The organism is Pseudomonas sp. ABC1, assembly GCF_013395055.1.
GTDB lineage: Bacteria > Pseudomonadota > Gammaproteobacteria > Pseudomonadales > Pseudomonadaceae > Stutzerimonas.
Map to the genome: position 1 here is coordinate 1891034 of NZ_CP058349.1, position 12750 is coordinate 1903783.

Sequence of the window (12750 nt, forward strand, 5' to 3'; positions counted from 1 at the left end):
CGGCCCGGTCTATCGGTCCACCGTGGTACGCGCCCTGGCCGCCATGGAATCGCTCGCACGGTGGCGCTCGCCGACCATCGCGTCGATGGACCCGAGCACCTCGGAACTGGCCATTTCCGCTTCGCGCATCGCATTCATCATGCGTTCGCAGACCTTGGGATCGTTCTCCCAGTCCTGCCCCAGCAGGACCAGCACTTCATGCACTCGCTCATGCACCTGCTCGTTCGGCTTGGCCATGCGCCGGAAGGCGTCGGTGCCGGCGAAGCGTGCCCGTCCGGTGCCCTCGTAATACCAGCGGCCCAACTCGGACGCCTGCGCATCCTGGCGCGCCACCGAAGCCGCATCGCCGTCACCGTTGGTCTCGATCGCGGTGTAGGCGTTCTGCATGTAGAGCACATGGTCGAGCTTGGCCAGCGAGGCGTCGGACAGGTCCTTGGCCCGCGCCAGCAACCCCAGCGTGAACTCGGTCGATTCGGCAAAGCGCAGGAAGCGCGCGCGGAATTCGGTGACCTGCCCGGCGGCGGTGACCGACACCTCGCTGGCCTGGCCGGTCTGCTCGATCATCACCCCGACCCGCGCCCGCAGGCTCTCGATGATGGTGCCGACCTCGGTCGCCGCGCTCTTGGTGCGTTCGGCCAGCTTGCGCACTTCATCGGCCACCACGGCGAAACCACGCCCGTGCTCGCCGGCCCGCGCCGCCTCGATGGCCGCGTTCAACGCCAGCAGGTTGGTCTGGTCGGAAATCTCCGCGATGATCAGGATGGTCCGGTCGATATGGCGGCTGGCATCCCCCAGTTCCTCGGCGGCAAGGCGCATTTCCGCCATGCGCTCGCCGATGCCTTCCAGCGAAATGCCGATGGCTTCCGTGGTCTGCCGGCTCTCCTGGGCAGCGGAGAGGTTGTCGTCGGCGATCCGCGTGACCTCGTCCATTTCCCGGCTCACCGCACTGAGATCGGCCTGGTTGCCTTGCAGGTTGCCGAGCAGCTTGCTCATGTTGAGCCCGTGCATACCGGAACCCAGGCGGTTGCGCGCGATGTAGTAGGCGTTGTCCTCCATCGCCTGCAAGGCTTCGTTGATGCGCTGCAACGAGTCGGCGAACTGCCCCGGCATGGCGCCGTCCAGCGCACGGCGATGGTATTCGCCCCTGGCCGCGCGGGCGAAGCAGGTGTTGACCTCCTTGAAGTAGGTTTCCACCAGGTCGAACATTTCGTTCAGTTCCCAGGCCACCAGGCCGACTTCGCCCAGCTTGGCCGTGCGCGTGACACGCTGGTGCAGCCGACCCTGGCGCCCTTCATGGAGCACCTGGCGCATGACCCGCAGGGTTTCCAGCGGGCGGCGGAACTGGTGCAGCGTGAACAGCGCGAACACGGCTGTCGCCACGGGAAATACGATGTGCAGGTAACTGAAGCCGCTGCGCAGACTCTCGATCACGGCCAGCGCGACGATGGAAATCCAGAAGATCGCGCAGGCAACGGCGAAGCGCCGGGCGAGGAACAGCGAGTGCCGGCTGAGGTGATGCTGGCCGGGGTCCACATTGTGCTGCATGGTGCGCTCCTCAACCCAGTTGCTGGGCAAGCACGAAACGTTCGTAGGATTGCCCGCCCAGGCGTTCCGCCAGGTGCGCGCGGGAAGCGTCGATGGCACGGGCCGCTCCAGCGGACCGCTCGACGGCCAGCATGCCGGCGTACAGCGCCTGAATCGTCGCCACGCCCTTGGCCGAAGGCCGGCGCCGCACGGAGAAATACCCCACCACCTCGCCGCCCGGCTCGCGGTCCGGCGTGACGTTGGCGAAGACCCAGTAATGGTCGCCGTTGGACGTCAGGTTCTTGATGAAACCGAAGAACTCCTGCCCGGACTTGAGGGTTTCCCACATGAGGTGGAACACGCCGCGCGGCATCTCCGGGTGACGGACGATATTGTGCTGGATGCCCAGCAGGTCCGGCTCGGCGAAATCGGAAATGCGCATGAACGCACGGTTGGCGTAGATGATGCGCCCTTTCAGGTCCGTCTTGCTGATGATCTGCTCATTGTCACCAAGCCTGACCTCGCGCCCGGTCAGCACGATCTGGCCCTTCATATTCGCTGCTCTCTCATTGGTAGCTGGCCTTGAAAATGAAATCGATTATATGTATTTGAACTGCTCGTTCCAATTTCACAACAAGGTGCATTTCTGCAAGATCCAGCCCCGATTATCACGCCCGAACGTGACGAGGGGATGGACGCTACCTGCGTCCCTGCGCCAGAGCGCGACCACGAATGAAACGGCAGCAGACCCTAAGGAAAGTCGCCGGGTGGTTTCTTGACTCATGGCAATACAACATCACTTCAGCCGAGACTATCGACGGCTCGCCGACCTGCCTGCGCAGGCGGCAGGATTGCCCCGCCAGGCCGTACCATCACCCACGGAATGGCCGTATGCTTTCGCGTCTCGACAGCGGGAGCACGATGCATGAGCGAAGAGGACAAGGTCCGCCTGGACAAATGGCTGTGGGCCGCACGGTTCTTCAAGACCCGCGCGCTGGCCAAGGCAGCCATCGAAGGTGGCAAGGTTCACTGCCGGGGCGAGCGCTGCAAGCCCTCGCGCGAGCCGAAGGTCGGCGACGAACTGATGGTCCGCAACGGTTTCGATGAACGCACCGTCGTCATCCTCGCCCTTTCGGCCATCCGCCAGGGCGCCCCGCAGGCCCAGGCGCTCTACCAGGAAACCGCCGCCAGCCTGGCGTGTCGCGAAGAAGCCGCCGCCCTGCGCAAGGCGGGCGCCCTCGGCGTGCAGACCGACGGCCGCCCGACCAAGAAACAGCGCCGCCAGCTCCACCAGTTCCACGACGGCGCGCAATAACCCTTCCGGCGCGTCCTACAACGGCGGCTGGCGGAACAACGCCAGGCGCCGCAGCCACGGAAGCTGCGCCCCCAGGTAGAGGAAAGGCTGCGCCAGGAACGCCAGCAACCTGGCGATCTGCGACCCCAGTGGCGTGCAATAGCCCCAACCCAGCGCCAGCACGGCGATCACCAGCCCGCCGACCAGGTCGTCGCTCAGCCAGTGCGCACCCGCCACCAGGCGCGGCAGCATGAACAACGTCGCCAACCCCAGCACCAGCGCGCGCCAGCGGCCCTGGGTGAACAGCGCCATGAACAGCCCCCACAACAACAGCACCGAGGCATGATCGCCAGGGAAGCTGCGACGGGAACGGTCCTTGAGTTCGAAGACCCGCTCCAGCAGCGGGAAGTGATCGCTCAGGTGATAGGCATCCTCGAATGCCAGCGATGGGCTGACATGCTGCCAGCCCATCGGTACCGCCATGCGGTCGAACAGCACGCGGATGACCAGCAGCACCGACAGCAGTGCGAGGAAGGTGAACAGCGCGGGGCGTACCTGCCGTTCATCGAACACCGCGCCGGTATGGATCAGCAGCACCAGCAGCACGGCCCCCACCAGGATGTCGAAGACGCGGGTGCTGGTCAGCGCCCAGAGCCAGTCCCACAGGGCCAGGTGCCCGAGGGAGCCGTTCAGCAGGTGGAAGACGGCGGCATCCATTGCGTCCCAGACCGCGCGGCCCGGCGCCCACACCCAACTGGCCATCAGGACGAGGGCGGCGACATGGCAGAACAACAGCGACTTGACGCGCCAGCGCGCCTGGGGAGAAAAAGCGGACACGGAAACTCCAACGCATGGACATGCGGGTTCGGCAATGACGGATATGCCCCGCACGGCACGAGGCGCCGCGACCCTATCCATCTGTACGCAAGGCCGCCAGCACAATGCGAGGTTCATTCAGCGCTCGTTCAGCTATGCTGCGCCACCGCATCGTCGGATAGGGCCACACGGCTTTTTACGCGATACTGCGCCACCGCCCGAAGCACCACACAAGGATCCGCCCGTGCCCGGACCGATACTGCGCCTGGCCCTGCCTTCGCCGCTACGCCGACTGTTCGACTACCTGCCCCCCGCTGGCGTGCCGGTCGCGGCCCTGCGCCCCGGCGTGCGCCTGCGGGTGCCATTCGGACGTCGCGAAGTGATCGGTATCCTCGCCGAGCTCAGCGAGTACAGCGACGTCCCACCTGAAAAATTGAAGCCAGCCTCGGAACTGCTCGATCACCAGCCGGCACTCCCGGACAGCCTGTTCAAGCTCTGCCAGTGGGCCGCGCGCTACTACCAGCACAGCCTCGGCGACACCCTGAGCTGGGCGCTGCCGGTGCTGCTGCGCCAGGGCGATCCCGCCGAAGCACGCCAGGAACAGGTCTGGCACCTGAACGAAGGCGCCAGCCTCGACGACCCGCGCCTGGCGCGTGCGCCCCGCCAGCGCGATGCGCTCAAGGCCATTGCCCAGCACACCCACGGCGTCCCCCAGGGACTGCTGAGCAAACTGCAATTGAACCGCAGCAGCCTGGAGCTGCTGCTGGAGAAAGGGCTGCTGCGCATCGAGACGCGCCGCTGCCATGCGGCGCCCAAGCCTCACCACGGCAGTTGGCTGCTGCAACCGCCGCTGACGCTCAACGACGAACAACGCATCGCCTGCGAGGCGGTACGCGCCAGTCTCGGCAGCTTCCACCCGTTCCTGCTGGCGGGCATCACCGGCAGCGGCAAGACCGAGGTCTACCTGCAACTGATCCAGACCGTGCTGGAAGCGGGCAAGCAGGCGCTGGTGCTGATCCCCGAGATCAACCTCGGGCCGCAGACCCTGGCGCGCTTCGAGCGGCGCTTCAATGCGCGCATCGCCCTGCTGCACTCCAATGTCAGCGACCGCGAGCGCCTGGACATCTGGCTGGCGGCCCGCGACGGTGAGGTGGATATCGTCATCGGCACCCGCTCGGCGCTGTTCACCCCGCTGAAATCGCCCGGCCTGATCATCCTCGATGAAGAACACGACGCCTCCTACAAACAGCAGGAAGGCCTGCGTTACCACGCCCGCGACCTGGCCCTGGTGCGGGCCCGCCAGGAGCAGGTGCCGATCCTGCTCGGCTCGGCCACGCCATCACTGGAAAGCCTGCACAACGCCCACGCCGGACGCTATGCGCTGCTCAAGCTGACCCAGCGCGCCGGCGGCGCCAGCGCACCGCGCTTCCTGCGCCTGGACGTGAAGAGCCGTCCGCTCGACGCGGGCATCTCCGGCCCGCTGCAACAGGCCATCGCCCAGACCCTGCAGGCCGGCCAGCAGGTGCTGGTGTTCCTCAACCGTCGCGGCTTCGCACCGACCCTGCTCTGCCACGATTGCGGCTGGACCAGCCAGTGCCAGCGCTGCGATGCGCGCATGACCCTGCACCAGCGCCACGGCGAGCTGCGCTGCCACCACTGCGGCCATGTGCAGCGCCAGCCGCTGCAATGCCCGGACTGCGGCAAGGTCGACCTGCGCCCGGTGGGCGCCGGCACCGAGCGCGCCGAGGAGCGCCTGAACACCCTCTATCCCGACTTCCCGGTGCTGCGCATCGACCGTGACAGCACGGCGCGCAAGGGCTCGATGGAGAAGCTGCTGGGCACCATCAACCGGGGCGAGCCCTGCCTGCTGGTCGGCACCCAGATGCTCGCCAAGGGGCACCACTTTCCACGGGTCACCCTGGTGGCGATCCTCGATGCGGACGGTGGCCTGTTCTCCGCCGACTTCCGCGCCAGCGAGCGCATGGCGCAACTGATCGTGCAGGTCGCCGGACGTGCCGGACGCGCCGGCGAGCCGGGCAAGGTCATCATCCAGAGCCACATGGCCGACCACCCGCTGCTGGTGCAACTGACCGAACAGGGCTACTTCGCCTTCGCCGAACAGGCCTTGTCCGAGCGTCGCGCAGCAGGCCTGCCACCGTTCTGCCACCTGGCCCTGCTGCGCGCCGAGGCGCACAAGCCCGGCCAGGCGGAGGGTTTTCTCGATGAGGCCTGCCAGCAGGCCGAGCACCTGCTGAACGAACTGGGCCTGAACGGCATCGAACTGCTCGGGCCGGTTCCCGCGCCCATGGAGCGCAGGGCCGGGCGCTACCGGGCGCAACTGCTGCTGCAAAGCAACACCCGACCAGCCCTGCACCAATTGCTGGGCACGCTGCTGCCGTGTATGGAGCAACTGCCGGGCGGGCGCAGTGTGCGCTGGTCGCTGGATGTGGACCCGATCGACCTGTTTTGAGTGCTCCGCCGGCTCCTACACCCCTAGGGTGCGCCGCGCGCACCGGCTGCAGACGCCATTGGTGCGCACGGCACACCCTACAAGTGATGGCCTGCGGCTTGCCGCTGCTTCTATAATGCGCAGTTTTCGACCAATGCCTCCGGACGGCCCGAGCAGACCATGAAAGACAGTATTCGCCATCTGATCCAGCAAGCCCTCGACCGTCTGAGTGCCGAAGGTGTGCTGCCCGCCGGGCTGACGCCGGCCATCCAGGTGGAGAACACCAAGGACAAGACCCACGGGGACTTCGCCAGCAACATCGCGCTGATGCTGGCCAAACCCGCCGGGCAGAAGCCTCGCGACCTCGCGGAGAAGCTGATCTCCGCCCTGCCGCCGTCCGCTGAAGTCAGCAAGGTGGAAATCGCCGGGCCGGGCTTTCTAAACTTCTTCCAGAACAGCGATGCCCTGGCCGAGCGCCTTGAAAGCGCGCTGGCCGACGCCCGGCTTGGCGTACGCAAGGCCAACGCCCATCAGCGCGTGATCGTCGACCTGTCCTCGCCCAACCTGGCCAAGGAGATGCACGTCGGCCACCTGCGCTCGACCATCATCGGCGATGGCGTGGCGCGCGTGCTGGCGTTCCTCGGCGACGAGGTGATCCGGCAGAACCACGTCGGCGACTGGGGCACCCAGTTCGGCATGCTGCTGGCCTTCATGGAGGAAAATCCCGCCGCTGCGGAAAGCGAGCTGTCGGACCTCGAAGGCTTCTACCGCGCAGCCAAGAAACGCTTCGACGACTCGCCCGAGTTCGCCGACCGTGCCCGCGAGCTGGTGGTGCGCCTGCAAGCAGGCGACGAGCAGTGCCTGAAACTCTGGCAGCGCTTCAACGATATCTCCCTGTCCCATTGCCAGAAGGTCTACGACCGCCTCGGCGTCAACCTGGGCATGGCCGACGTCAAGGGCGAAAGCGCCTACAACGCCGCGCTGCCGGGCATCGTCCAGGCGCTGCGCGAGAAAGGCCTGCTGACCGAGGACGATGGCGCCCAGTGCGTGTTCCTCGACGAATACCAGAATGCCGAAGGCAAACCGCTGCCGGTGATCGTGCAGAAGGCTGGCGGCGGCTACCTCTATGCCACCACCGACCTGGCGGCCATGCGCTACCGCAGCCAGGAACTCAAGGCCGACCGCGCGCTGTATTTCGTCGACCAGCGCCAGGCCCTGCACTTCCAGATGGCCTTCGAAGTGGCCCGCCGCGCAGGCTTCGTGCATGACGGCATGCAACTGGAGCACATGGGCTTCGGCACCATGAACGGTGCCGATGGGCGCCCATTCAAGACCCGTGACGGCGGCACCGTGAAGCTGATCGACCTGCTCGACGAAGCCGAGCAACGCGCCTACGCCCTGGTCAAGGGCAAGAACCCGGCGCTGGACGAGGCCGAACTGCGCCAGATCGCCCATGCCGTCGGCATCGGCGCGGTGAAGTACGCCGACCTCAGCAAGCACCGCACCAGCGACTACAGCTTCAACTTCGAACAGATGCTCAGCTTCGAGGGCAACACCGCGCCCTACCTGCTGTACGCCTACACCCGCGTGGCGAGCATCTTCCGCAAGCTCGACAGCAACCTCGATGCTCCGCTGGAAGGTCGCATCGTTCTGCAGGCCGAGCAGGAGCAGGCCCTGGCGGCCAAGCTGGCGCAGTTCGGCGAAGTGCTGAACGGCGTTGGCGAGAAAGGCGTGCCGCACCTGCTGTGCGCCTACCTGTATGACCTCGCGGGCCTGTTCTCCAGCTTCTACGAGCACTGCCCGGTACTCGCCGCCGAAGACCCGGAAACCCGCCAGAGCCGCCTGCGCCTGGCCGCACTGACGGGCCGGACCCTGCGCCAGGGCCTGGAGCTGCTGGGCCTGGAAACCTTGGAGCGTATGTAAGTGGCCGCCAGGAAGAAACCCGCACCCAAGCGCGGCGCCAGCCGTTACCAGGCGCCGCAGAAGAAGCCCGTGCCCGGCTGGGTATGGCTGCTGTGCGGCCTGCTGATCGGCGGGTTCGTGATGTTCCTGATGAACCTCGATCCCGCCGGTGACGAGGTCAAGCGTCCCCGGGAGGAAGCCCGCAAGACCGAGGCGCCCAAACCCTCGACGAGCCGCTCGGAGCCCCAGGCCAAGCCCAAGTACGACTTCTATACGCTGCTGCCGGAGTCGGAAGTCATCCTGCCACCCGAGGCGGAGAAGCCGGTCGAGCCAGCCACCAAGCCGGTGACACCAGCAGAAGCGGCGAAGATAGACGCCGCCCGCGCCGAGGCCGCGCTCAAGGGCGAAGTCCCGCCGCCACCGCCACCGGTGATCGCCAAGGCCACGACCACACAACTCTTCCTGCAGGCCGGCTCGTTCCGCAAACAGGGCGATGCCGAGCAAGTCCGTGCGGAAATTCTCATGCACGGGCACAACGTGCGGGTGGAAAGCGGCACCGTGCGGGGCGAAACCTGGTACCGCGTACTGGTCGGCCCCTTCTCCAGTCGTGAGCAGATGAGCAAGGCCCAGCAGTCACTGGCGAAGGATGGCTACAGCAACCTGCTGCCCCAGCAGCGGCAGAACTGAGCCCGAGGCTGGACGCGCCTGCATCCAGCCTCGAACGTCCAGCGGCGGTTTATCGTGGCGCGTAGGCGAAGACATCGGCGCGCATCTGGTGCGCGTCCATGCCCGCCTCCACCAGCGCATCCAGCGTGCCGTAGACCATCGCTGGAGAGCCGCTGGCGTAGACATGCAGCCGTGACAGGTCGGGGAAGTCTTCGCATACCGCCTCGTGCAGCAGCCCGCAACGCCCGCCCCAGCCACACGACTCACTGACCACCTGGTGCACGACCAGCCCGGGCACCTCGCGCCATTCGTCCCAATGCGGTAGCTGGTAGAAATCCTCCGGCGTGCGTGCCCCCCAGTACAGGTGCACCGGATGGGCAAAGCCGCTGTGCCGGCAGTGTTCGATCAGGCTGTGCATCTGTGCCACACCGGTGCCGGCGGCGATCAACACCAGCGGCCCGTCGGGCAATTCGGCCAGGTGCGTGTCGCCAAACGGCATGCGCACGCGGGCCACGCCTTCGCGCCGCAGGAAGGCCAGCAGGTCGGTGGCCGAAGCTTCCCGTGCCAGCACATGCACCTCCAGTTCGCGCCCCTGCCCTGGCGCCGAGGCCAGGGAAAAGGCCGACTCCGCACCGTCCTCACGCTTGATCAGCAGGTATTGCCCGGCGTGGTAACGCGGCGGCTTGCCGGCAGGTGCCAGCAGGCGCAGACGGAACACATCGCCACCCAGGTCATCACAGGCCAGCACCTGGCAGCCGAGCTCGCGCACCGGCAACTCGCCAGGCGCCAGCACGCCATCCCAGAGTACGACGCAATCCTCCAGGGGCACTGCCATGCAGGCGAAGAATTCGCCATGGTCGAGGACGACACCCTGTTGCTGCACACGGCCCTCGACCAGCAAGGCTTCGCAGACATGGCAGTTGCCATTCCGGCAACCGTGGGGGCATTCATAGCCAAGACGTCGGGCGGCATCGAGCAAGGGCTCGCCGGGGCGCACCTCCAGCACCGCGCCGCAAGGCTGCAAGGTCACTTTCATCTGCACGTCACATCAAGACAAATTGCCAGGGGCCATGCAGGCATCACGCCGGCGTTGGCCCGCTGGGTGGCGCCGGACACGGCAAACCACAAAAAGCCCCCGGTCGATGCCGGGGATTCGATTATGCGAGCTGGCTCTCAGTCCAGCCCCAGTTGCGGCCACAATTCGTCGACCCGCGCCGTCACGGCGGGGTCCTTGACGATGGCGCGGCCCCACTCGCGGCTGGTTTCCCCCGGCCACTTGTGTGTCGCATCCAGCCCCATCTTCGAACCCAGGCCGGACACCGGCGAGGCGAAGTCGAGGTAGTCGATCGGCGTGTTGTCGATCATCACCGTGTCGCGCTTGGGATCCATGCGCGTGGTGATGGCCCAGATCACGTCGTTCCAGTCGCGGGCGTTGATGTCGTCGTCGGTGACGATGACGAACTTGGTGTACATGAACTGTCGCAGGAACGACCAGACGCCCAGCATCACGCGCTTGGCATGGCCGGGATACTGCTTCTTCATGGTCACCACCGCCATGCGGTAGGAACAGCCTTCCGGCGGCAGGTAGAAGTCAGTGATCTCCGGAAACTGCTTCTGCAGGATCGGCACGAAGACTTCGTTCAGCGCCACGCCGAGAACGGCTGGCTCATCCGGCGGACGACCGGTGTAGGTGCTGTGGTAGATCGCATCGCGGCGACGGGTGATACGTTCGACGGTGAACACCGGGAAGCGGTCCACCTCGTTGTAATAACCCGTGTGGTCGCCATACGGCCCTTCATCGGCCATCTCGCCCGGATAGATGTGGCCTTCGAGGATAATCTCGGCGCCAGCCGGCACCTGCAGGTCGCTGCCGATGCACTTGACCAGCTCACTGCGGTTGCCGCGCAGCAGGCCGGCGAAGGCGTACTCGGACAGGCTGTCGGGGACCGGCGTAACCGCACCGAGGATGGTCGCCGGGTCGGCACCCAGCGCCACGGCCACCGGATAAGGGCGGTCGGGGTACTTCTCGCACCACTCGCGGAAATCCAGGGCGCCACCACGGTGGCTGAGCCAGCGCATGATGACCTTGTTGCGGCCGATCACCTGCTGGCGGTAGATGCCGAGGTTCTGCCGCTCCTTGTTCGGACCCCGGGTGACGGTCAGCCCCCAGGTGATCAGCGGCGCGGCATCGCCCGGCCAGCAGGTCTGCACCGGCAGTTGACCGAGATCGACGTCGTCACCTTCGATGATCACTTCCTGGCAGATCGCGTCCTTGCGCACCTTGGGCGCCATGGACAGCACCTTGCGGTAGATCGGCAGCTTGGACCAAGCGTCCTTGAGCCCCTTGGGCGGCTCCGGCTCCTTGAGCATCGCCAACAACTTGCCGATCTCGCGCAGGGCGGAGACGTCATCGGCGCCCATGCCCAGCGCGACCCGCTCGGGCGTGCCGAACAGGTTGCCCAGCACCGGCATGTCGAAGCCGACCGGGTTCTCGAACAGCAAGGCCGGGCCCTTCTTGCGCAGGGTCCGGTCGCAGATTTCGGTCATTTCCAGCACCGGCGATACCGGCGTCTGGATACGCTTCAGTTCGCCGCGCTGCTCGAGGGCGCGGATGAAGTCGCGGAGATCGGAATAGTTCAAGGCTGCAGGCTCCAGGCTACAAGCTGCAGGCGGCAAGCAGAGCGGCTTTCAGCCTGAAGCCTGCCACCTGTAGCCTGCCGCTTATTTCCTTTTCATCGACATGAAGAATTCGTCGTTGGTCTTGGTGTCTTTCAGCTTGTCGAGGAGGAACTCGATGGCGGCGATCTCGTCCATCGGGTGCAGCAGCTTGCGCAGGATCCACATGCGCTGCAGCTCGTCTTCGGCGGTCAGCAACTCTTCGCGGCGGGTGCCGGAACGGTTGATGTTGATGGCCGGGAACACACGCTTCTCGGCGATACGACGGTCCAGTTGCAGCTCCATGTTACCGGTGCCCTTGAACTCTTCGTAGATCACCTCGTCCATCTTCGAACCGGTCTCGACCAGCGCGGTGGCGATGATGGTCAGCGAACCGCCTTCCTCGATGTTACGGGCGGCACCGAAGAAACGCTTGGGCTTCTCCAGGGCATGGGCGTCGACACCACCGGTCAGCACCTTGCCGGAGCTCGGGATCACGGTGTTGTAGGCACGCGCCAGGCGGGTGATGGAGTCGAGCAGGATGACCACATCCTTCTTGTGCTCGACCAGGCGCTTGGCCTTCTCGATGACCATCTCGGCCACTTGCACGTGGCGGGTCGGCGGCTCGTCGAAGGTGGAGGCGACCACTTCGCCGCGCACAGTGCGCTGCATCTCGGTCACTTCTTCCGGGCGCTCGTCGATCAGCAGGACGATCAGGTGGCACTCGGGGTTGTTGCGCGTGATATTCGCCGCGATGTTCTGCAGCATGATGGTCTTGCCCGCCTTCGGCGGCGCGACGATCAGGCCACGCTGGCCCTTGCCGATGGGCGAGGCCAGGTCGATGACGCGACCGGTCAAGTCCTCGGTGGAACCGTTACCGGCTTCCATCACCAGGCGCTTGTTCGGGAACAGCGGCGTCAGGTTTTCGAACAGGATCTTGTTCTTGGCGTTTTCCGGACGGTCGTAGTTGATCGAGTCGACCTTGAGCAGGGCGAAATAACGCTCGCCTTCCTTCGGCGGACGGATCTTGCCGACGATGGTGTCACCGGTACGCAGGTTGAAACGGCGGATCTGGCTGGGCGAAACATAGATGTCGTCCGGGCCGGCCAGGTAGGAAGAATCTGCGGAGCGCAGGAAGCCGAAACCGTCCTGGAGAATCTCCAGAACGCCATCCCCGGAGATTTCCTCACCACTTTTCGCGTGCTTTTTCAGCAGGGCAAAAATCACATCCTGCTTGCGCGAACGGGCCATGTTTTCGATGCCCATCTGTTCGACCATTTCCAGCAGGTCAGTGATGGGCTTTTGCTTGAGTTCGGTCAGATTCATAGAGAGATGATCAGGAAGGATGTAAAGACGTTGGGCTTTGTCGGCCGCGAGCAGAATACGAACGGGTCGTCGTGCAATGAGGGAGGCTGCGGCATGCGAGAAGCGACGGGCAAGATGG

At 65.6% G+C, this 12750-nt stretch carries 10 protein-coding genes and 1 pseudogene; 4 read left to right on the plus strand and 7 right to left on the minus strand.

The annotated features are described in order from the left end of the window. Nucleotides 1-9: 9 nt before the first annotated feature. From HW090_RS18135 to HW090_RS08305, 3 genes and pseudogenes are all read right to left on the minus strand, one after another. Nucleotides 10-564 carry a CZB domain-containing protein gene (locus HW090_RS18135; protein WP_373416389.1) on the minus strand — a complete coding sequence of 185 codons (555 nt, stop codon included), beginning with the start codon at nucleotides 562-564 and terminating at the stop codon, nucleotides 10-12. 3 nt (nucleotides 565-567) lie between these two features. Further along, nucleotides 568-1545 (minus strand): annotated as a pseudogene (locus HW090_RS18140) (methyl-accepting chemotaxis protein); the annotation flags it as partial. A 10-nt stretch (nucleotides 1546-1555) separates the two neighbouring features. Then, a complete protein-coding gene (locus HW090_RS08305; protein WP_179113073.1) occupies nucleotides 1556-2077 on the minus strand; it encodes a PAS domain-containing protein in 522 nt (173 codons plus the stop codon). A gap of 372 nt (nucleotides 2078-2449) precedes the next feature. Between HW090_RS08305 and HW090_RS08310 the strand changes: the two genes are divergently transcribed. Further along, nucleotides 2450-2839 (plus strand): RNA-binding S4 domain-containing protein, encoded by a 390-nt coding sequence (locus HW090_RS08310; RefSeq protein WP_179113074.1) that lies wholly within the window; start codon nucleotides 2450-2452, stop codon nucleotides 2837-2839. Nucleotides 2840-2854: 15 nt separating this feature from the next. On the opposite strand, the gene HW090_RS08315 is transcribed toward HW090_RS08310, so the two are convergent. Continuing rightward, nucleotides 2855-3655 carry a phosphatase PAP2 family protein gene (locus HW090_RS08315; RefSeq protein WP_179113075.1) on the minus strand — a complete coding sequence of 267 codons (801 nt, stop codon included), beginning with the start codon at nucleotides 3653-3655 and terminating at the stop codon, nucleotides 2855-2857. Between the two features lie 223 nt (nucleotides 3656-3878). Here HW090_RS08315 and HW090_RS08320 point away from each other — a divergent pair, with 223 nt between their 5' ends. From HW090_RS08320 to HW090_RS08330, 3 genes are all read left to right on the plus strand, one after another. Then, nucleotides 3879-6104 carry a primosomal protein N' gene (locus HW090_RS08320; protein ID WP_179113076.1) on the plus strand — a complete coding sequence of 742 codons (2226 nt, stop codon included), beginning with the start codon at nucleotides 3879-3881 and terminating at the stop codon, nucleotides 6102-6104. A gap of 159 nt (nucleotides 6105-6263) precedes the next feature. After that, the gene (gene argS / locus HW090_RS08325) at nucleotides 6264-8006 is read left to right on the plus strand and encodes an arginine--tRNA ligase (protein ID WP_179113077.1); all 1743 of its coding nucleotides are present in this window, start codon (nucleotides 6264-6266) and stop codon (nucleotides 8004-8006) included. Beyond that, on the plus strand, nucleotides 8007-8672 hold the full coding sequence (locus HW090_RS08330; RefSeq protein ID WP_179113078.1) for an SPOR domain-containing protein: 666 nt from the start codon (nucleotides 8007-8009) through the stop codon (nucleotides 8670-8672). It abuts the gene before it with no gap. Between the two features lie 49 nt (nucleotides 8673-8721). On the opposite strand, the gene HW090_RS08335 is transcribed toward HW090_RS08330, so the two are convergent. From HW090_RS08335 to rho, 3 genes are all read right to left on the minus strand, one after another. Continuing rightward, nucleotides 8722-9687 carry a CDP-6-deoxy-delta-3,4-glucoseen reductase gene (locus tag HW090_RS08335; protein WP_179113079.1) on the minus strand — a complete coding sequence of 322 codons (966 nt, stop codon included), beginning with the start codon at nucleotides 9685-9687 and terminating at the stop codon, nucleotides 8722-8724. Nucleotides 9688-9824: 137 nt separating this feature from the next. Then, nucleotides 9825-11291: a 4-hydroxy-3-polyprenylbenzoate decarboxylase gene (gene ubiD, locus HW090_RS08340; protein WP_179113080.1), complete on the minus strand. Its 1467-nt coding sequence runs from the start codon at nucleotides 11289-11291 to the stop codon at nucleotides 9825-9827. A gap of 81 nt (nucleotides 11292-11372) precedes the next feature. Further along, entirely contained in the window at nucleotides 11373-12632 is a 1260-nt protein-coding gene (rho, locus tag HW090_RS08345) for a transcription termination factor Rho (RefSeq protein WP_179113081.1), read from the minus strand. Between the last annotated feature and the right edge of the window lie 118 nt (nucleotides 12633-12750).

Bases quoted from the DNA above. Each gene is read 5' to 3' on its own strand.
- HW090_RS18135 (WP_373416389.1), bottom strand. From the start codon at position 564: ATGATCGAGCAGACCGGCCAGGCCAGCGAGGTGTCGGTCACCGCCGCC.
- HW090_RS08305 (WP_179113073.1), bottom strand. From the start codon at position 2,077: ATGAAGGGCCAGATCGTGCTGACCGGGCGCGAGGTCAGGCTTGGTGAC.
- HW090_RS08310 (WP_179113074.1), top strand. From the start codon at position 2,450: ATGAGCGAAGAGGACAAGGTCCGCCTGGACAAATGGCTGTGGGCCGCA.
- argS (WP_179113077.1), top strand. From the start codon at position 6,264: ATGAAAGACAGTATTCGCCATCTGATCCAGCAAGCCCTCGACCGTCTG.
- HW090_RS08335 (WP_179113079.1), bottom strand. From the start codon at position 9,687: ATGAAAGTGACCTTGCAGCCTTGCGGCGCGGTGCTGGAGGTGCGCCCC.
- rho (WP_179113081.1), bottom strand. From the start codon at position 12,632: ATGAATCTGACCGAACTCAAGCAAAAGCCCATCACTGACCTGCTGGAA.